The organism is Alteromonas sp. K632G (assembly GCF_017653625.1).
GTDB classification, from domain to species: domain Bacteria; phylum Pseudomonadota; class Gammaproteobacteria; order Enterobacterales; family Alteromonadaceae; genus Alteromonas; species Alteromonas naphthalenivorans.
Genome location: NZ_JAGGDM010000021.1, coordinates 74,442 through 95,205 on the forward strand (window position 1 = coordinate 74,442; position 20,764 = coordinate 95,205).

Genomic DNA, 20,764 nt, shown 5'->3' on the forward strand with positions numbered 1-20,764 from the left:
ATAAATAGCATGAATTTCAGAGTTGCTGCCGTTGAGTACATTAACGTAGTTCGCTTTTAGTCACTTTGTCTCGCCTGTCTCTGCTTTCATCGCAATGGTATTCGTGTAAGATCCACCGTTTGATAATGACTGCCAAAATAGACGGTAATCGTTGTCGTTTTGAACACCAGGGACACGAAGATCTTTGTGATTGAATGAATAATCACCTGACGATGGGCGCGCGAGTATTTGTAGGAACTGAGAAGATGCGTATAGACAATCTCCTCTATCCGAATACACTGCGTAAGCAAGGTTATCTTTCAATGCATTTAGCGTCGCCGCTAAGCTGTTATTCTCGTCCGTGAGTGAGGAAACTTCCTTATTATATCGTGAACTGGATACAAACATGACGGCTCCGTTAACTTCTAATAAAGTAGAAGAAGTATAGAACGGTTAATTTTAAAGCGCGTTTAGACAATAGATGCAATTGGTGCATTTTTAGGTATGTCATTTCATAACTAAATGTTCACGATTACTATTTTTTCATACTTGAACGCTTTTTTACTCTATTTTTACTAGTATTTCAGAGTCAATTTACATGAAAGTTCTTCACACCTCAGATTGGCATTTAGGTCAAAGTTTCTTTACCAAAAGCCGTAAAAATGAACATGAGCAATTTTTTAAATGGCTGCTTGAGGTGGTTGAGCAAGAAAGTATAGATGCTGTTGTCGTGGCCGGTGATATTTTTGATACCGGCACTCCACCGAGTTACGCGCGGGAGCTTTATCATCAACTAGTGGGTAACTTTCAGGGAATGGGGTGCACCTTAGTAGTACTAGCCGGCAATCATGACTCGGTGTCGGTATTAAATGAAAGTAGGGAATTACTGTCTTATTTAAACTGTCACGTTATTGCTAGCACTTACGGCAATGCTGAATCGCAAGTCTTACCTTTGCGTACCCGAGATGGCGACATAGGCGCAATACTGTGCGCGGTACCTTTTATTCGTGCTCGGGACGTTTTAAAAAGCGAAGCTGGAAAATCGGCGATTGAAAAACGTCAGGCGCTGGGTGAAGCCATTAAGCAGCACTACGCCAACCTTTATCAGATTGCGCTAGATAAACGCAAGGAATTGCATGTAGAAGTGCCAATTATTGCCACCGGACACTTAACTGCGTTAGGGGTAAGCCAGAGTGAAAGTGTGCGCGACATTTATATAGGTACGCTAGAAGGCTTTTCAGCTGATGGGTTTCCTCCTGCGGATTATATTGCCCTTGGGCACATTCACCGACCGCAAAAAGTGGCAGGGTGCGATCATATTCGATATTCCGGCTCGCCTATTCCCTTAAGTTTCGATGAACTGAAATCACAAAAGCAGGTATTAATAGCCACGTTCGAAAACAAATCACTAGTGCAGGTAGAAAGTAAGCCTATTCCTCGTTTTCAAGCGATGGCAGTTTTACGAGGCAACTTAGAAGACATTGAGCTTGCCTTACAGCAAAATGAGGCGGTGAAAAGCGCAAGCACAGAACACCCAGCGTGGCTGTGTATTGAAGTAGAAACTCAAGATTACTTAACCGACCTGCAACAGCGCATTCAAGCGCTAATCGACGATAAACCTGCCGAAATTTTGCAATTAAAACGAATGCGCAAACAAAGAGCCAGCGTCATTTCAGCAGAAGAAAACGTTAACTTAAGCGAGTTGTCTGTGCATGAGGTGTTTGATGCTAGATTGTCACTGGAAGCGTTTGAGTCGGACGAAGACCAACAACGCAAGCAGCGCGTTCAAACCTTATTCGAGCAGGTAGTAGACGATGTGCAATTGTCACATGAGGGCACCGAAGCGGCAGATGGTGCCAATGCTACCGATGTGAACAGCGCTATTGATGAAAAGCAAAATAACGCACCTGTTAATAAAGCACCTGTTAATACCTCACCCGCAAGTGAGGGTAACCTATGAAAATTCTTACCCTTAGGCTCAAAAATTTAAATGCATTAAAAGGGGAGTGGAAGATAGACTTCACCCAGTCTCCTTTCATCGACAACGGTTTGTTTGCCATTACCGGCCCAACAGGGGCAGGAAAAACTACATTGCTTGATGCTATTTGTTTAGCGCTTTATCACCAAACGCCGCGCTTGGGCACTATTTCGGCGACCTCAAACGATATTATGACGCGCGGTACGTCAGAGTGCTTGGCGGAAGTTGAATTCGATATAAAGGGTAAAGCGTATCGGGCATTTTGGAGTATGCGGCGCGCAAGAGGAAAAGCTGACGGCAATTTACAATCTGCTGATGTGGAATTAGCGGAAGTAGAATCTGGCAAAGTGTTAGCTACCCAAGTGAGGCCAAAGAGTGAAGAGATAGAGCGCCTGACTGGGCTTAACTTTGCGCGCTTTACAAAGTCGATGATGCTCTCCCAAGGCGACTTTGCTGCCTTTTTAAATGCCAACGAAGGTGACAGAGCTGAATTATTAGAAGAGCTTACTGGTACAGAAATTTATGGCCAGTTATCTCAAGCGATTCATGAAAAATACAAGGCAGCAGAAACCACAAAACGGGAATTCAAACTAAAACTGGAAGGCGTAGCATTACTCAGTGAAGCGCAGCATAGCGAACTTAGTACTCAGCTGAACCAATTTAAAACCCAGCTACTTACTGTAAATACCGAGATTGTTTCGCTACGAGAACAGTTGCAATGGCAACAGGCGTGTGAGCAAAATCAACAAGAGCTTACTAAGGCGAACGCGGCATTAGTTGAAGCAAATAACGTGTATGAACAGGCAAAGGGCGAACTAGCGCTATTAGTTGCTGGTGAGCCTGCGGAATTGCTTCGCTTGCCACATTCCGCGCTTAGTCAGCTATGTGAGGATGTGCAGCGCATTGCCAACAATCTCAGCCTGAAACAAGAGCAATTGCCAGATTTAGAAAGCCAGCAACAAAAGCGACAGGCGGAATGTGAAAGCAGTGAGACGGACTTTACCAACGCGAAAGCCCATCAACAGCGTTTTGAAACCCTGATTAACGAACAAATCATTCCACTTGATAGTGAAATCAATAAGCTTACCAACCGCATTGAGACAAACCAACAGACGTTAGCTGATGCGAAAATAAAGCAGGGCAAAGCGCAAGAAAACCATCAAACATACTCTGATGAACTTGAAGGTAAAAAGCGCACGCTGGATGAGTTAACCACCTACCTTAATGTTCATGCGGCAAATGGTAAGATGGCAGGCGAAATCAGTGGCTGGAAAGAAAAAGCGGCACGATTTAGCGATGACGAAAGTACTCTAGCGGAAATAACCAAGAAAATAACCGCAACGCAGCAGCTTAAAGACAGTGCCGTGGCCGATTTAGCTGAGAAACAACACGCCAAAACTAATGTGGTGGCGTTACATCAACAAAGCGCAGATAACGTTTCACTGTGTGAATCTAGCCTCAATCAACTCCTTAGTAATGGTGATACAGCCAGCGTGAATGCAGATATCACAGTACTTAATAATAACTGGCCAGTTCTTGCGTCGTGCGAACAATGGCAGCGGCTTTATATCAATCATAAAAATAGCCATGCTGAAAAGGCGCAAAGACTAACGTCATTGTTATCCAATATAGAAACCCTTAAACAAGAGCGGGCAGAGTTAGCGGCAAGTTACAAAGCCACGCAAAGCCATTTAAAAGACGTTGAGTCGTTAATTAAGTTAGATGCCGAGCTTGCGCATTTACGCCAAACGCTTTCACAAGGTGAGGCATGCCCTTTGTGCGGCGCCACTGAGCACGATGCTTCTTTGATGAATATTGATGTGCCTGAAACCATTGCCAAGCGCGACGAACTAACCCGCTCACTTGAAAATATAGAGAAACTAGGTACGCAAAAGCGAGAGCAAATCATTACCGCCGAGTTCGAAAAACAGCAGTGCGAGAAGGTGATCGCAGAAGCACTCGCAGCCTTTTCTCAACTTGAAGCCGACTGGCAAGGGGCTATGTCGTCTTTAAATGCTAGCGTTGTTATTTCAGATGTTGAGTCTTTTCACCAGCTTCAGCTGAACTGCAAAGCACGTCAATCTCGCTTAAACGCCCAGTTTAGCAATATACACGCTAGCGAGGAAAAATTAGCCGAAGCCAAAAATAAGACGCTTTTGCATCAACAGCAAATAGAATCAATAAACAGTGAGATGGCGCTTTTAACGGCAAAAGTCTCGCAACTAGAAGGGCAACTAAACGACTTCCACACGACTAAATCTAGTATTGAGAGCGCACTTGCCCATAATCGCAGCACGCTTATTAATGAGATTGAAAGCGTGGGTTTAACACCAGATGCCAATATCACTGAGTGGCTTGCTCAGAAACACAAGGATGTGGAAGTGTTTCAAGAGAAAACTCATCTGCACAGTACCTTGTCTCACGAGTTAAAAGCCCTTAAAGATAAATTGGTAGAGCAAAGTGAAATTAAAGCGGCTGCAGATAAAGAAGCCCAATTATACACTACACGTATTCAAGAAATTGAAGCCCAGCGTGAAGCGCAACGTGCTAAACGTCATGATTTGTTCCCCCAAGGGGATATTGGCGCTGCTAGACGTGAAATTCAGCACACCCTATCGGTAAAAGAGCAGCGCTATAAAGAATGTGACACTGCTCTTCGTGAGGCGCAGCGAGCATTAGAAAATGCTACCGCCCAACTAAAAATACTCACTGCAGAGTTAGAAGAAAAACAACAAGCCAAAGAAGCAAAGCAAGTCGAATTCGATTCCGCATTAAGCCAAAGCCCGTTTGCTGATGAAACCGAATTTTTAAGTGCATTATTGCCCTATGAGGAACGCCAGCGTTTACTTCAAAGGAAGCAATTAATTGAGCGTGAGCAGCAGAATGCGCAGTTGTTATTAAATACCGCCACGCAAAAGCACAGCACTTTACTAGCACATGAGCACGCCACGAAATGGCAACAATCAACTGCAGAAGCGACACAGGCAAGTTTGAATGAGAAAGATGATGAAAAAGATCGGTTACTGGCACAACAAGGGCAACTATCTCAACAGTTAGAGAGTAATAGGCAGGCGATTGAAAAACAGCAAAGCTTAATCAATGAAATGCGTGAGTTTGAAACATCGTATGATGATATTGCTTATTTGCACTCTCTTATTGGCTCTGCCAGCGGCGATAAATTTAGACGATTTGCACAAGGCTTAACGCTAGATAATTTAGTTCGTTTAGCCAATCAACAACTCGATAGGTTGCACGGGCGTTACCAGCTTACCCGCAACACAAAAGACAGTTTAGGTTTAAGTGTATTAGACACGTGGCAGGGGGATGTGGTGCGCGATACTAAAACCCTATCGGGAGGCGAAAGCTTTCTGGTGAGTTTAGCGTTAGCGCTGGCCTTGTCTGATTTAGTGAGTTTTAAAACGAGTATAGATTCTCTTTTCCTCGATGAGGGTTTTGGTACGCTAGATGCCGAAACTTTAGATGTTGCTTTAGACGCATTAGATAACCTAAACGCTAGCGGTAAAATGATTGGTGTTATTAGCCACATAGAAGCGATGAAAGAACGTATTCCTACCCAGCTTAAAGTAATAAAACGAAATGGCGTTGGGTTAAGTGCGCTGGAAAAATGTTACTCAGCGACAGAAAATTGACGGATATTTGGCAGGTTTAGTTTTTTGAAGCTACACTAAAAATAGCCTTTAATGAACTATCGCATACAACACGGCGGTTTTAGGGGTGATGCCGACTAATCTGTGTTGTAATTTCAACGGCGCATATTGTTTAGTCAGGGTGAAGTTTATAAGGTAATTCCACGCAAATTGGATCTTGCATCAGTACAGATTGTTGGGGGCGAGTAACCTTCCATGTGCGACCTGAATGCAAGATGGTCAGTAAAATTACTGATTGCTGCTTTGTGTGTTTTAGTGTGTGAGTGTGTGTACGCCTCGTGTGTCATTACCTCACCATTAAACAGCAAAGTGGGTACACCTATTCCCATGGTGAAAGGCGATCAGCGTTTAACGCTACATTGTGATTTAGCGCAACCGCATATTTTCCATTTTCCCCGCAACTTCGTAAATAAAGCCATGCTGTATCGGTTAGAGGCTGATGTTTCTATAACAGGCGCCTTCGAAACCCAGAGCTCAGCAGCACCTACTTTAACGCTACCAATCGAGCTACCTAGCGCGCGGCATGCCTATATGCTTCCCACTGGCGCAGCGTCTTACTACTTAGATATAGAAGCCCAGTACGGTAGGGCACTGTACCCGAGTCTATCCTCAGTACCTGAGTTCTACGCATTTAATACTATTCATACCTTAACACTGAGTGCATTTGCTGGCTTCTGCTTTGCGCTGGCTATTTATGTTGGGGTATTAGGCAATAGCATGCGAAGTTTTGGGTTCTATTCTTACAGTTCATACGTGGCAAGTGCAGCCACCTTTTTCTTGTTGCAGGAAGGGATATTTTACACATTATTGCCCAATGTGCGTTCTAAATAGCGTACAGTTAAGCGTGCTTTTTGCCGGGCTGACCATCTTTGCTTCTTTACGCTTTTTAGATCAATTACTCGATTTTAAAGCGTTGTTAAAAAAGTGGCAAAGAAGCGCACTACACTATTTATCGCTAATAATATTAGCTTTGGTGAGCGTGCAAATAGTGTTAAGTAGTGACGTGGGCATGATGGTAAACATAGTCATGTCGAAACTAACCTTGGTTATCATGGTCGGTATTTTATTAGCAATACTTTATGCGGCGTATCATAAAGTACACTGCGCAAAATTAGTACTGCTGGGTGTCTCGACAATTATACTTGCCATGCTAGCCAGGTTCTATTTGAAAGACTTCAGCCCGTTCCTTCAGCGCTACGGGCTTATTATCGCGGTGACAATAGAGGCGTTAATTTTTGCGTTTGCTGCAGCGCAAAAAGTGAAGAAGCTTGATAATGACAGGATGGCAGCATTTAAGCGTGCCGCTACCGATCCGCTTTGTCATATTCTCAACCGTGACGGTTGGGAGGGGGCCGCAAAAGTACTCTTAGATGACTTCAATCGTCAAGGCGGTTACATCACTTTAATGTTTATCGATGTAGATAACTTCAAGCGAATTAATGACTCTTTTGGGCATCAATCAGGCGATGATGTACTGCGCATCTTGGCGAAAATTCTTAAACGTCAATGTCGAGAACAAGATGTGGTAGGTAGGTTAGGCGGTGATGAGTTTGTGGTGCTAAGTTATTGCCACAGCCGTAGTCAATCTGAACGGTTGGTGGGGCGAATAAAAGCGCGCTTAAGTAACCTAACTATTCAAACGCCTAATGCTCAAATTCCGGTTACGGCGAGTGTAGGCGCAGTGGTAACTGATACGTCGTGCAAGAACTTAGATGCCTTGCTCCAAGAGGCGGATCTCCTGATGTATGAACAAAAGAAAGCGCGCCACACTGAAGTATCACAACCCATCTAATACCATCCAATATAAATAGGGCGCTGACTCAATGATACTGGCTTAATGAGCTCTTGCTAATTGAACCGGCCTATTGAACTGGTTTATTGAACTGGCTTAGTCAAGTAATACAATGGTGTTTCACATTGGGCTTATACATCTTTAAGCATTTTCGCTAACATCAAAAGCGGTAACCCAACAATTGAATGTCTTTTGCGAAGTGGTTATCCACTAAGCGCTTCAGTTCGTCCGTGTAATACGCTTGATAGCTGCCTCTATCTGTCGCTTTACGTTTATGGGGAAGTGTTGACGGGGGAATAGACAAGTGCGAACAGATAGCATCAAAATCTTCCTGTAAATTTTCGTAGTGACCAATAAAATCAGTCAGCAAATTTCCATGTAAATCCACAAGGTAATCGCTTTGCAATTGCAGTGATGTGTCTATGTGGTATTGATATGGACGCTCAGGGTTGAATTTCCATCGCATAAAGCGCTCGAAGGTATCATGACCTTCCATCACCTGAGGTCGTTCGCGTTTAATGTGATGATAGGAGCTTACCTGCAAGTCCCAGGGGTTTCTCACCACCGAAAACTTGTACAACCCATTAAAGTATTCTTCGGGGAGCATTTCTTTTGCCGCAATAATGCGAGAATGCCGGGGAAAGCGGCTACCAATCTTATGCCCACAAAACTGACTCATTTTATTACTGATAAACTGTGCTACGGCATAGCGGTGTCCCCAGCGGTACTGTGACAGCGCCTCACGAATACTTGTACCACCAGTTTTAGCAATGTGTACAAAGAGAAACTGTTTACTATGGGAAAGTAACACTGGATATTATCCTTGTTAAAGCCGATATAGGTATCAATACAGTGTGACCGTTAATTGTGACAACCATATGGATATCTGAGTCATACTTAGTAATGAATAAACGCTACAAAGTGATGAAAATGGATGGCTTTTGCTTTTTGTTGGTTGAGAGTGAAGCTATGATAAAATACCGTTAAATGAAGCTTCAACACGTTAAATACGGCGCAGAATAATCGCCATGCAAATGGCTTCAATCAGTACACCCTAGTACCACTGATGACAGCACAAAAATGGAAATTAAGAGTAAATGGTAGAGCAGAGTTATTATATTGGTGTGGATGGCGGCGGTACTCACTGCAGAGTGCAGTTAGAGGATGAGCACGGTAACGTATTAAGCTACGCCGACGCTGGTTCTGCCAATATTATGACCAATGCCGCTGCCGCAATGCAGTCAATTATCGATGCTAGTGAAAAAGCCATTAGCGCAATAAAGCCCATTAGCGCAGTAGATAAGTCAATTAGCGCAGTAGGTAAGCCCATTAGCGCAATAGATAAGCCCAGTAGCGCGACAAATAAACCTACCAACCCAGCAATCAAGCTCAATCAAATACACCTTGCCGCAGGGCTTGCTGGTGCAAATATTCCCAGCGCATTAAATCAGTTTTTAAGTTTACACCACCCCTTCAAAAGCGTAACTGTCATCAGTGATTTACATGCCGCCTGTCTTGGCGCTCATAACGGCTATGCCGGTGCATTAATTATTTGCGGCACTGGATCGGCGGCTACAGTTTTTACTGGCACTGGTACCAGTACTAATTCGCACAATTTTAAAGACAAAGGCGGTTATGGGCTTCCAATCAGCGACAATGCTAGTGGCGGTTGGTTAGGCCTTGAGGCGGTTAAACACAGCTTGTTGGTGTTTGATGAACTTATTCCTCATAGCCTCTTGTTTGCATCTATTTGCGATACTTTAGCCGTATCAAACCCACAACAGTTGGTCACAAAAGTGGCGGGGTTTAAAGGAAGAGAGTTTGGTGCATTGGCCCCCAGTGTGGTGGCAGCCTATAAAAAAGGTTGCGCCGCGGCCGGGGCACTTATTCATCAAGGGGCTAGCTACCTCAACGATGTTGGTCAAACACTTACCTGCAAGGCACCTAATGAAAAAACATTCACCAATAATCAGGATTTGCCCCTTTGCTTAGTCGGTGGGCTAAGTCATGTGTATCAGCCGTTATTAAGTGCTGATCTTCAAACTAGGCTTATTGAACCCAAATCGTCACCTCAAGCAGGGGTTATTCAATACGCAAAACAACAGGTAGCACTGGCTTAATGCAAACAATTACCGCAGACAAAGTACTGACACCCGCAGGCATTCAGTTTGATAAAACCCTATGTATAGAACAGGGCGTGATCCAACGCATTCAAGATGCCACAAAGGAAGAGCTTGCAGAAAAGTACGCAGGTACGCTTATTCCTGGGTATATAGATACACAGGTAAATGGTGGCGGGGGGATACTGTTTAATCATACGCCCACGTACGATGCACTAAAAACCATGGCGAATGCGCATTTGCAGTTCGGCACTACCAGTATGTTGCCTACACTCATTACCGATAATGCGACCACTATGGCTAACGCCGCCGATGCGGTAAGTGAAGCCATTGCCAACAATCATCCTAATATTGAGGGTATCCATTATGAGGGCCCGTTTTTAAGTACTGCGAAAAAAGGCGTGCATGAAGAAAGCTTTATTCGTACGCCACATGATAGTGAGCTGGCGACCTTGTGCAGAAAGGATATTGGCAAGGTACTGTTAACGGTGGCCCCTGAAAGTGTGAGCCCCAGTTTTATTAAAGAAATGGTGGCAGAAGGGGTATTGGTTGCATTAGGGCACACCAATGCTAGCTTTGAACAAGTAAGCGATGCACTTAACGCTGGGGCGAGTGGTTTCACCCATTTGTATAATGCAATGTCAGCGTTTACCTCTCGGGCGCCAGGTGCTGTGGGCGCAGCGTTGTTGTATGATAGTGCGTATTGTGGGTTAATTGTGGATCACCATCACGTACACCCTAAAAGTGCTGAGTTGGCGATAAAGGTTAAAGGTAAAGAAAAGATAATGTTGGTGACCGATGCCATGGCGCATGTGGGGAGCAACCTAGACACGCTGGCTTTTTTCAATACAGAAATTAAGCGCAGTGGCAGTAAACTCACCACCCCTGATGGCACATTGGCCGGTTCATGCTTAGATATGCATGGGGCTGTGGCAAATACTTGTCATGATTTAGGCGTAAGCTTAACCCAAGCAAGTGCAATGGCAAGTAGTACGCCTGCAAACTTCATGGGAATGCAGCATAAACTAGGCAGTCTCGCAGCAGGGCAGTATGCTAATGTATTATTAGTGGATGATACTATTACGTTAGCCAATATTTGGGTAAAAGGAAGGCTTCAATAACCCAAGCTTCAAGCGTATATTACCCTAAAGTGCTGTGGATCAGCGTTCTGAGACTGCCTTCTCGGTGATTCAAAAATATTGAATTTTCTGGAGCGTAACATGACCTACCGCGTTGCAATTGCCATATCAGGCGCCGTTTCTTTGGGCTCTTATGAAGCGGGTACGCTTTATGAAATTATTAAAGCGCTAAAAGAACATAACGAAAACCCTGCCAACCCAAAAATTGAAATAGATGTGCTTACTGGCGCTAGTGCTGGTGGCATGACCGCCGCAATGATAGCGCAGAAACTCTTATATGATGGCGACGCCTTATCGGGCGAAAATACCAATGTGGGTTACGAAGCATGGGTGAAGTCGGTTGATATCAACGGGTTGTTAACGCCCTTGCCGGGAGACAATGCCAAAAATTCACTGCTCTCAAATGGCTTTGTAAAAACCATTGCTGATAAGCTGATTAATAGCCGGTACGTAAAATCATCAGCACCTAACTCTCCACCAGCACAAGCAGAAACACCGCTAGTTCAAACGCCCCACATTGCCAGCGCTACCTCTATCAGGTTAGGGCTGGCCATGTCTAACCTCAATGGCGTCGATTATGAGGTAGATACGTTTGCTTATTTAACGGAAACTTTAGGCCAAGGAAAGTTCACCCAAACGCGCCACCAAGACAGGTATACCGCTACGCTGGACAACACAACCGATAACCAGGCTATTTGGAACGAGATTAGTTCCGCGGCACGAGGATGTGGTGCCTTCCCTGTAGCGTTCTCGCCGGTGTCACTCTCCCGAAGTTGGCTACATGGCGATTACAGCGGTCGAGGCGCTGTAAAATTTGAAGACAGTATCTTTAGCTTTATGGATGGTGGGGCGTTTAATAATTACCCTTTGGGGATGGCAGTATCATTGGCTGAACAAAACGATACAAACTATACCGATTATGAAAACCGCTTTTACTTTTACATTTCACCCAACCCTAGGGAGAGTGCTGCCAATCCAGAATTTGATGCAACAACAGCATCCTTTGCACAAAGTGCCAAGCAAATGCTCAATAGCGTGTACCTTCAAAGCGGGTTTCAAGAGTGGCTACTGCAAGAGCAAGACAACGAAAAGGTGCTTAGGTTAGATCATCAAGCCGACACCTTACGAGAAAAACTGTATAGCGCGACCAGCGAAGAGGTGTTCGCAGAGCAAGCCATTATAGATTCAATGATCGCCGTGGTGTATGGTGGAAATACACTTGAATATGCCGCCGATATTGCCCGACTCGCTACTCAATATCGTGTAGATGTAGAAGAAAAACCACTTCCACCAAGCCACTTTAAGCTATGGATAGACACCATTGCGGTGCTAGAACATGCCGCGGGGTTAGGCCCAACCAATTTAAAAACCATCTATACCATTACGGCTAAAAAAGACGAGCTTAGTGGTGAGTTGCTAGGCGCATTTTTAGGCTTCTTTGATGAACGCTTTCGCCAATATGATTACGAACGGGGCAGGTTAAATGCCATGCTGACCATTAATGGTATTTTAGATAAGCAGCGCGATGAAGGCGTAATTCAAAAACAATTACCACTGAACATTGAAAAGCGTGATCATCACAGTATTCAGCAGTTTTTAGATTCATCGCATTTAAATCATGCGTCTATGGCTGATGTGAAATACGAAAATAGAGAGCTGGCGTACAAGCGAGTTAAAGCGCGCTTTTTTGCATTTACGAAAGACGCCGGTATAGCAAGTATTGCCCGATTTTTCGCATGGAATTGTATTGTTAGAAAAACAGTAAAAAAGGTGTTGGTGTTGTAGTGTTTAAAGCCTCCCATATTAAAAAGTCCCCTATATTAAAAAGCCCAGCAAGGTAAATTTACCATGCTGGGCTTTAGCAATAACATTGGCTACTTTAAAGGCTACTTTAAAGGCTACTTGCCTTCGCTATGCGCCAAGAACTCTTCGTAGTTACCTTCAAAGTGGTTAAGCTTGTTATCTTTTATTTCGATAATCTGCGTGGCCAGTGATGACACAAACTCGCGGTCGTGACTTACAAAAATAACCGTGCCGTCGAATTTATAAAGGCCATTGTTCAGCGCTTCAATAGATTCCATATCTAAGTGGTTGGTAGGCTCGTCCATTACCAATACGTTGATGTCTTGTAGCATCAGCTTACCGAACAACAAGCGGTTCTTCTCACCACCAGAACATACTGCAACTTTCTTGTTAAAGTCGTCTGAGCTAAACAATAAGCGGCCTAACATGCCACGAACTTGCAAGTCGTCATGCTTAGGCAAGCGCCACTGGCTCATCCAATCAAACAAGCTTAAATCGCAGTCAAAATCTTTGGTGCTATCTTGTGGAATATAACCAATAGCGGCATTTTCAGCCCACTTTATCGTACCGTGCTCAGGTGATAATTCATCAACTAAACATTTTAAGAGGGTAGTTTTACCCGCGCCGTTTTCACCAATGATAGCAAGGCGAGAGCCTGCTTCTAACAATAAGTTAGCGTTGTTAAATAACGGAAGGTCTGGGTAGCCATGACCTACATCTTCTAGCGTAATGGCTAAGCGATGCAGTTTCTTGTGCTGTTCAAACACAATATAAGGCTTGCGGCGGCTAGAAGATTTAACTTCAGCTAGCTCAATTTTTTCCAAGCGCTTAGCACGAGAGGTCGCCTGCTTCGCTTTAGAGGCGTTAGCAGAGAAACGCGCTACGAAGCCTTGAAGTTCTTCAATTTCAGCAGATTTCTTTGCGTTCTCATTAAGTAACTGCTCTTGAACCAACATTGATGCTTCAATGAACGCATCATAGTTGCCTGGATAAACACGTAATTCGCCGTAATCGATATCAGCCATGTGAGTACATACTGAGTTTAAGAAGTGGCGGTCATGCGAGATAATCAGCATGGTGGATTTACGTTTATTTAGCTCATCGGCTAACCACGTAATGGTGTAAATATCCAAGTTGTTGGTCGGTTCGTCGAGAAGCAAAATGTCTGGGTCGGCAAACAAAGCTTGGGCCAATAAAACACGTACTTTTTTACCTGGCGCCACTTCTTTCATTAAACCAAAATGGTAGTGTTCTTCAATACCTGCTGCGTTCAGGATGTCGCCAGCGCGGGCTTCTGCGGTGTAGCCATCCATTTCAGCAAATTGGGTTTCTAAGTCGGCCACGCGCATGCCGTCTTCTTCACTCATATCTAGCTTGCTGTATATTTCGTCACGCTCTTTTTTGACTTCCCACAATTCACGGTCGCCCATAATAACGGCATCAACTACGCTGAATTCTTCGAAGGCGAATTGGTCTTGGCTTAAGATACCGAGTTTGGTACCTGGCGCCATAGACACGTTACCGGCACTTGGCGTTAACTTACCGCTCAAAATTTTCATGAAGGTAGACTTGCCGCAACCGTTTGCGCCAATAAGGCCATAGCGGTTGCCGTTACCAAATTTGGCAGAGATATTTTCAAACAAGGGTGCAGAACCAAACTGCATGGTGATATTGGCGGTGGTAATCAAAACAGGTATCCAGCGGGTAAATCAGAAGAAAAGATAGCTTGGTAGTTAACGCAAAAAAATGCGTTTTGTACGAGTAAGCTTTGGGCGCGCACTATAAGGAATAACGGCCGCTGTGTCGAGGAAATTTTGAGCTATTGGCTGTATCTTCACAAATTTGTAGTGAATCAATAAGCAATTAAAGCGGGACGCAACAGAGATATCAATGGCTCGTGCCCTTATAATCTTTTGGGAGTAGGTTGCGTGTATTGTCGATACTATGAAACTTTAGAAAAATTGCTACGGCGTATGACTTAGCGAAAAGGGGGTAATATGACTTACCCCCTAACGCTAAGGATACTAAGAATGCTAAGAATGTATTTTAGCCAAAAATAACCTCAGGCTAAAACGCATGTGGACTCACTTTGTATTAATTGTCGTCTACTTCCACATAAATGTCTTCGCGTTCAACATCAACCGTGGGTTCGGGTTGTTTTACCGCTACTTCAGGATCATCCTGTTTAACATCAACCGCTGGTTTCCCCGATTTCACGTTTACTTTAGGCTTTGCCTGCGAAACCGTAACTTCCGGTTCTGGCTGTTGAATAGAGATATCAGGATCGTTTGTGGTAATCGATACCTCAGGTTTAGGTTGTGTCACCGTAATTTGAGCCGGTTTTTGATTGATGGTAACTATTGCCGGTTTCTGAGTTACAGAAACTTTATCACCCTTTCGTTCAGTAGATTTGGTTTGGCTTTCTGTCATATAAGCTTGTAGCTCATCTTTATCTAGTTCGCCGTTTTTGTTCACATCGTACTGCTGGATTACGGCGTCATAGTTTGTCTTTTGCTTTTCAGCAGAAGCCATCTCTTGAGCAAAAATTGAAGGTGACGTAGCTACTAGCGTGAGTGCTAGAGCGGTATTTAATTTATTGAATTTCATAATATATGTCCTCTTAAGCTGTAAAAGTTGTCTTTAAATAAGCTATTAAATTATTCACCGCTTAAAAAGTCTTCAATGGTTTGGCCTTTTTGTTGGATAGAAACAAACTGACTATCTGAATATTCAGGCAACTGCTCTACCTTCTTTTCAGAACTCCATACAATTTCATCATTTTCCAGAGATACTTCACTCAACGGGAGCACGCTTTTACGAGAGCCTACGCCCATTACACCGCCGCTTTCCACTACCAGCGCCAGCTCTTCGTTTTGGTTACTTTTAACCACCTCTTCTATAGAACCGACTTCTTCGCCATTGGGCCCAACAATGTCTTTGTCTTCTAGCTCTTGAACAGTTAAATGCTTGACATAAGCGGCATCACTGTCTTTGCGAATATCGCCGTTTTCGTCCCGTCTAACGATATTTATTTCAGGCTCACTTTTCTCTATGACTATTTCTGGTTCTGCTTGGTTTACGGTCACTTGTGGTTCAGCGGTTTCCACGCTAACTTGCGGCTCAGCCTGAACGACTTCAACTTCAGGCTGTTGCTGTTGAATTCTAATTTCAGGATCTTGATATTCTACATCGACCTTCGCTTGACCAACGGCAACATCAACTTCTGGATCCTTTTGATTTACGTCTACAGATGGCGCTGGTTGAGTAACTTCAACATCAGTCTTACCCTTCACAACTTCTATTTCGGAATTTGTAGCCTCGTTATATTCCTGAGCAGATACGTAAAATGCGCTACCACCTAGGGTTAACGCAATAACACTGGCGATTACAGTAGGCTTTGAAAAAATTGACTGTCTATTTCGATTGTTCATTAGATTGTTCCTTCTGATGTTAAATTTAACTACCTTTAAAATCTTGTCTACATCGTTAAGACAAATTAGATGAAGCAACCTAGTTAAAGCAACTTGCATACCTAGGGAAATGCAACACCAATTACTTGGCGCTTTTCTTATCTTAAAATCAGGGTTAAGTTATTTTTTTACAAAGCTTTTTGTAAATATGTGATTTTTTAAATAAGGTTTTTTTTACTTTTTAATAGCGTTGAAGTTTATTTTAATTCTTAACTTTTATTATATTTAATGTGTAAATTATTTGCAGCGAGTTGAAATATAATCACGCTAATTATTATTTTATTTAAAGTGTGATTTTTGGTTTTTCTTGGTTTGTATAAAAGATATTTAGAGTGGCCATGATGTTGTCAAAAAAAGAAGTGGGATAGGGTGATTTTTATAAGCTAGCTATATTGGTTTAAATTTGCGGAATTATTACAGTAAAGAAATGTAAACTTTTCATAAAGGCCATCTTTAATTCATACTCGGTCATATTTTTTCTAGCTTGCTCACTTTCACCTTCTATCGTTAAAACGTTAATACAAAGGCGTTAAACAATAGCTTACAGACTAATTTTCGGAAGTTTTAAAGGCTCTTAGCCGCTCTGGTATTGAATTTGCTGACCCATGAATGGACAACATTGCATTTTCTTTCACTAGATCTTCTCTCATTGGAATAAGGATTCACCATGCGCAAAATCTGTTTGTTACTTCTCACCTCTGTACTCTCAGTGTTACCTGGGTTAGCGACAGCTCAAACTATCGTTGCAAGCTCTCCTACATCACTTTCTGGTCACTTTTTTGTAAGCGTTATTGCTGGCGTTGTTATTGCAGTGGGGATTCAGTTTCTACTAAGCAATTTAGCCATCGCTTCAGGTATTAGTGCTATTGGAGATGTTCAGGACACCAGCGATAGCAGTAGCGCTAGCGACTCGTCTTATTCAACGAAAAAGGCAGGCCAGAAGCTTTCAGCAGCGTTAGGTATCTTTACTATCGTAACTATGTCGATTTCGCTTTTCATCGCCACTTACCTTGCTATTGAATTAAGCTTAGTAAGTACAGTACTAAATGGCGCAATTCTAGGCGTAGTGGTATGGGCGCTATTTTTTATAACGGCAGTTGTTGTAGATATCAAACTAACCACTGCAGTGTGTGGAAACCTTTTAAGTTTTCTTCGTAAAGGTATAGCCGGAGCCAGTGATACCGTTATCAGTGGATTTGCGAAAAGCGAACAAGCTAAAGCGCAAAGCTTCGCAAAGGAAACAGTGAAAGCTATTCACGAAGAGGTAAGAAGTGAATTTAATACGTCAGATTTTGATAAAAAGGTAAAGCAATATATAGACAGAGCAACACAATCTCAGTTCTCAGCTAAAGATTTACGCAAAGAAATGGAAAAGCTGATTAATGAAATTGAAGTGGAAGAAAAGTTAGAGATGAATGACTCTAATACGCTTCGTAAGCTCATTTTAGATATTGCTAGTAATAGACCTTCTTTGGATGAAGACCAAAAGAAAAAAGTTGCTTCAACATACGATGATATTAAAGGTGCTATTAGTAATAACAGTTCTAATCAAGATAGAGCAACAGACGCGTTTGATAAACTTTCACCGGGTGATGAAGAAAAAGGGCGCCAATATCGCGCTAAGTTTTCATCATATTTAGATGAATCTGATCAAGAAGAAATTACCCCTGAGAAACTTCAGGAAGATATGAATGCTATTTTTGATAACCCCAAAAATGCGCAGCGCATCATTTCAAACAGAGCATCTAAATTAGATAGAAATACATTAAAAGCGCTTATTGAAAGCCACCCTAAAATGGACTCATCAAAAACTGAAAAGCTACTAAGTACTTACGACAAAGTAGTGGCTAAATTTCAAAGTAATGAAGATTCATACGAAGAACAGGTTGATAATCTTCCTGCTAAGCGTAGCCAGTTAGAGCAGCGTATTCAAAAGTGGTTCGATAGCTTAGATAGACCTGAACTTGCGTATCGCAATTTGAAATCTGACTTCATGGATATGCTGGACAATCCAACTGATGCGCCAGAAATCGCACTTAGCAGAATGAAGAAGATGGATGAGAGATCGCTTCGCGCATTGTTGACCAACAATGACCGCTTATCGAATGAAGACATTGACGAGTATATTGCTAAGTACAATGAGGCACGCGAAGAGCTGATTACTAAGTTGGAATCGATGAAAGATGAAATCGATAGCCGTGTAACACAAATGAAGGACATGGCATTGCGTGAAACGGAAGCGGTAAGAGCAACTGCAGCATCGGCAGCGTGGTGGTTATTTGCAAGTGCGCTAGTTTCACTTGCATCTGCAACAGTAGCAGGCGCTATTGCAACGAACCTCATCTAATACGTCACTAACCTAGTACGATCAAAAGCGTTTACCGAAAGGTAAACGCTTTTTATTGTGTATTAGGCAATTACTTAGCGCTTTGCATTCTTTAAGTCTACTTAGAGCCTACTTAAAGCCTTATATGGCATTAATACCTTTCACGATATTTTCACCTAATTTCACACAACAAGCCGGTTATGCTGACAAGCGCTGTTTTTCGAACTGTGTAGCGCTGTGCTGTATATGTGCCGAATTAGGTATTATGTCGCGGCTCAAATCATCATTACTCGTATCGAAAGATGTATCGCCAATCGGTAAATTCAGTTCGCCATGTTCAAATAAATAATCTCGTCCTGCATCAACGCCTATTTTATAGTCGTGGCGAAGATCGCTATCCGCACTGCCCAGTAATTTACTGTGTAATTTAGTGCCTGCAAAAATTTGAATAATTTCCACATCCGCTGGTGGATTAGCAATAAACGCTAACTCTTGCTGGTACGCTTGTTCATGCTGAACCAGGTAGTTAATTGTTTTTGGGCAATGTCCCGTTGCGCACACCAGTGATTTTAATTTGTGAAGCCATGCTGATTGAGCTTGAAAATTCACATCGCCAGTACGAATAACCACGATTTTTCTGGCACCCCGTTCGTAAGCTTCACGGACAGGCAAGGGGGCTCCTAAGCCGCCATCTAAATAATAATCTGATTCAGGTTGTGCTTGAGGAAGCGAATTCGCTTTGTTCTCGCTAACCGAAACCGCGTTGTATTCAGTAGTAAGCTTTACGCCTTGTTTGTATAAAAAGGGTAGAGCGCTAGAGGCTTTCAATAGTTCACGCCATTGATTACCACTGCCTTTGGGGCTTAAAAAATAAGGCTTACGATCACGAGAATTTGTGGCGGTAATTAACAACTCTCTATTGCCTAAGCTTTCTTTCGCGGCCTTGAAATCTAAAATGCGGTTCGCTTCTTTCGTTTTCTCAAAATACCAATCCAAATCGACAATATGTTTGCCCATTAAGCCGCGGCCTAATTGGAAGAATCGCTTATGCCGAGACAAGCCACGAATTAAACGTTTCGCATAACCCTTCTGGCGGGCTAAAAAACTGGTTAAGTTTTGTGAGCCCGCAGACGTGCCAATGAACATGTCAAAAGGGTCGTAACCTGCTTCAAGCCAAGCATCTAATACGCCAGCGGTAAAGATCCCTCGCTGCCCACCACCTTCAGCGATAAGCGCAAGTTTAGGGCGCTTGGTGGCATAAAGAGGAAAGGACGTGGGCGCAGCAGAGGAATTCATTTCGTTGACCTGTTTATTAAATCTGTTGAGTTGATTTAAACAAGTATAAAGACAACTTTACTGTGGCGAAAATTGAAAGAATGAATCGGTGTGATAGGAAAAAACCTACAGGATGTTAGCTACCTGTTGCCGTATTTCTTGTTCGACTATCTTTTTCGCCTTTGCAGGAAGGTATTTCGTGTGTGCTTCGATAAAAATGGGGTTGGCGTAAATGCTTTTTATCGCCTCGTTTACTTTCTCAATAAAGGCAAGTGCTTCAGGTGTTTTACCGCAGATAACGTGCCCAGAAACGAACTTTGGGTTGTTCGCAATCGCGTAACTTCTCATTTCAATAGGCTTAGTTTTGCCGAATGGTCGATACAAAGACGCGGGGAATATAAGGGCGAAATCAGCTTTGCCAGCAGCAATAATTTTCGTAAAACGCGAGAAAAATGTAGGGTTGCTTACGGTTATAATTTGTTTATCGTCTATTTTACGTAAGTCATCATCTACCCGCTCACCGTAAGAATAGGTTTCTGGCAGCACAATGGCCGAGACTTTAAACGCGTCTAGTACTTTATGAATGCTGACTATTTCGCCATTCTCGTTTAGTAGCGCTGGAGCCAAAGGCGGCAGTGAGGAAAGCTTGATATAACCGTTGGGTTTGAAAAAAGTTAAGCGGCAAAGAAATTGTGTACTTCTTTTCTCGCTCGGCTGATTTTATCTTGTTGATAACACAAACCGATTCGCCATTCTCTATCTGTTGGAATGAACGTTTGAGTGAGACTTCTAAAATAGGCTTATCGTAGCCTAAGGCATCAACCAATAATTGCGCCGTATCCACACTTGCGGAAAAGGGGGCATGTGGTTGATTAATTCTGTTCGTTAAATTGTGGTCGTCAGTATGAAGCGTTATTGATGATGTGGTAATAACGTTTCCACTTACTAATCCTGAAATAAGTGAGCTTAGAAGAAAAACGGCCGAAAGAGCAAAAAAGCGCATTGTGAGAACAGTTGGTTACTCTTAATTGTTATGCCTAGAAGGGTAAACCTATTTCACTATCTTTAAAATACTTGATGGTAAAGATCTAGAGTTAATATTCACATTCAACGCCCAATATTGAAAAATTAAGCCCGCTGACTCTTGTATCGTTTGAACCTATTTTTCATTTTGTTTGTATAAGATTTAATGTTGTAGATTTTATAAAGAGAAA

The 20,764-nt window shown here is 42.9% G+C and carries 16 protein-coding genes; 8 read left to right on the plus strand and 8 right to left on the minus strand.

Features of this window, described 5'->3' with window-relative positions; translation table 11 throughout:
• Positions 1-60: 60 nt before the first annotated feature.
• A complete protein-coding gene (locus J5X92_RS21165; protein WP_244361035.1) occupies positions 61-387 on the minus strand; it encodes a hypothetical protein in 327 nt (108 codons plus the stop codon).
• Between the two features lie 190 nt (positions 388-577).
• Here J5X92_RS21165 and sbcD point away from each other — a divergent pair, with 190 nt between their 5' ends.
• The 4 genes from sbcD to J5X92_RS18170 all read left to right on the plus strand — a co-directional run bounded on the left by sbcD (position 578) and on the right by J5X92_RS18170 (position 7,417).
• The gene (gene sbcD, locus J5X92_RS18155) at positions 578-1,939 is read left to right on the plus strand and encodes an exonuclease subunit SbcD (protein ID WP_208806239.1); all 1,362 of its coding nucleotides are present in this window, start codon (positions 578-580) and stop codon (positions 1,937-1,939) included.
• Positions 1,936-5,607 (plus strand): AAA family ATPase, encoded by a 3,672-nt coding sequence (locus J5X92_RS18160; RefSeq protein WP_126873063.1) that lies wholly within the window; start codon positions 1,936-1,938, stop codon positions 5,605-5,607. Before sbcD ends, J5X92_RS18160 begins: the two co-directional genes overlap by 4 nt.
• A 213-nt stretch (positions 5,608-5,820) precedes the next feature.
• Positions 5,821-6,456 (plus strand): hypothetical protein, encoded by a 636-nt coding sequence (locus tag J5X92_RS18165; RefSeq protein ID WP_208806240.1) that lies wholly within the window; start codon positions 5,821-5,823, stop codon positions 6,454-6,456.
• A complete protein-coding gene (locus tag J5X92_RS18170) occupies positions 6,440-7,417 on the plus strand; it encodes a GGDEF domain-containing protein (protein WP_208806241.1) in 978 nt (325 codons plus the stop codon). The genes J5X92_RS18165 and J5X92_RS18170 overlap by 17 nt, the downstream gene beginning before the upstream one ends.
• A 160-nt stretch (positions 7,418-7,577) precedes the next feature.
• Here J5X92_RS18170 and J5X92_RS18175 read toward each other — a convergent pair whose 3' ends face one another.
• Positions 7,578-8,228: a sulfotransferase family 2 domain-containing protein gene (locus J5X92_RS18175; RefSeq protein WP_208806242.1), complete on the minus strand. Its 651-nt coding sequence runs from the start codon at positions 8,226-8,228 to the stop codon at positions 7,578-7,580.
• 286 nt (positions 8,229-8,514) lie between these two features.
• Here J5X92_RS18175 and J5X92_RS18180 point away from each other — a divergent pair, with 286 nt between their 5' ends.
• The 3 genes from J5X92_RS18180 to J5X92_RS18190 all read left to right on the plus strand — a co-directional run bounded on the left by J5X92_RS18180 (position 8,515) and on the right by J5X92_RS18190 (position 12,461).
• Positions 8,515-9,537: a BadF/BadG/BcrA/BcrD ATPase family protein gene (locus tag J5X92_RS18180; RefSeq protein ID WP_208806243.1), complete on the plus strand. Its 1,023-nt coding sequence runs from the start codon at positions 8,515-8,517 to the stop codon at positions 9,535-9,537.
• The gene (gene nagA, locus J5X92_RS18185) at positions 9,537-10,658 is read left to right on the plus strand and encodes an N-acetylglucosamine-6-phosphate deacetylase (RefSeq protein WP_208806244.1); all 1,122 of its coding nucleotides are present in this window, start codon (positions 9,537-9,539) and stop codon (positions 10,656-10,658) included. Before J5X92_RS18180 ends, nagA begins: the two co-directional genes overlap by 1 nt.
• Before the next feature lie 99 nt (positions 10,659-10,757).
• Entirely contained in the window at positions 10,758-12,461 is a 1,704-nt protein-coding gene (locus J5X92_RS18190; protein ID WP_208806245.1) for a patatin-like phospholipase family protein, read from the plus strand.
• Between the two features lie 113 nt (positions 12,462-12,574).
• On the opposite strand, the gene J5X92_RS18195 is transcribed toward J5X92_RS18190, so the two are convergent.
• The 3 genes from J5X92_RS18195 to J5X92_RS18205 form a co-directional block, all read right to left on the minus strand.
• Positions 12,575-14,167 carry an ABC-F family ATPase gene (locus tag J5X92_RS18195; RefSeq protein ID WP_126873633.1) on the minus strand — a complete coding sequence of 531 codons (1,593 nt, stop codon included), beginning with the start codon at positions 14,165-14,167 and terminating at the stop codon, positions 12,575-12,577.
• A gap of 406 nt (positions 14,168-14,573) precedes the next feature.
• Complete coding sequence (locus J5X92_RS18200; RefSeq protein WP_126873631.1) at positions 14,574-15,086, minus strand: EF-hand domain-containing protein; 513 nt, start codon at positions 15,084-15,086, stop codon at positions 14,574-14,576.
• A gap of 50 nt (positions 15,087-15,136) precedes the next feature.
• Positions 15,137-15,910 (minus strand): PRC-barrel domain-containing protein, encoded by a 774-nt coding sequence (locus J5X92_RS18205; RefSeq protein ID WP_185864194.1) that lies wholly within the window; start codon positions 15,908-15,910, stop codon positions 15,137-15,139.
• Between the two features lie 706 nt (positions 15,911-16,616).
• Between J5X92_RS18205 and J5X92_RS18210 the strand changes: the two genes are divergently transcribed.
• Entirely contained in the window at positions 16,617-18,296 is a 1,680-nt protein-coding gene (locus J5X92_RS18210; RefSeq protein WP_208806246.1) for a hypothetical protein, read from the plus strand.
• Positions 18,297-18,473: 177 nt separating this feature from the next.
• Here J5X92_RS18210 and J5X92_RS18215 read toward each other — a convergent pair whose 3' ends face one another.
• The 3 genes from J5X92_RS18215 to J5X92_RS18225 all read right to left on the minus strand — a co-directional run bounded on the left by J5X92_RS18215 (position 18,474) and on the right by J5X92_RS18225 (position 20,553).
• Positions 18,474-19,571, minus strand: coding sequence for a patatin family protein (locus tag J5X92_RS18215; protein WP_208806247.1), 1,098 nt, complete (start codon positions 19,569-19,571; stop codon positions 18,474-18,476).
• Between the two features lie 105 nt (positions 19,572-19,676).
• Complete coding sequence (locus J5X92_RS18220; protein WP_208806248.1) at positions 19,677-20,177, minus strand: hypothetical protein; 501 nt, start codon at positions 20,175-20,177, stop codon at positions 19,677-19,679.
• On the minus strand, positions 20,128-20,553 hold the full coding sequence (locus tag J5X92_RS18225; RefSeq protein WP_208806249.1) for a hypothetical protein: 426 nt from the start codon (positions 20,551-20,553) through the stop codon (positions 20,128-20,130). The genes J5X92_RS18220 and J5X92_RS18225 overlap by 50 nt, the downstream gene beginning before the upstream one ends.
• Between the last annotated feature and the right edge of the window lie 211 nt (positions 20,554-20,764).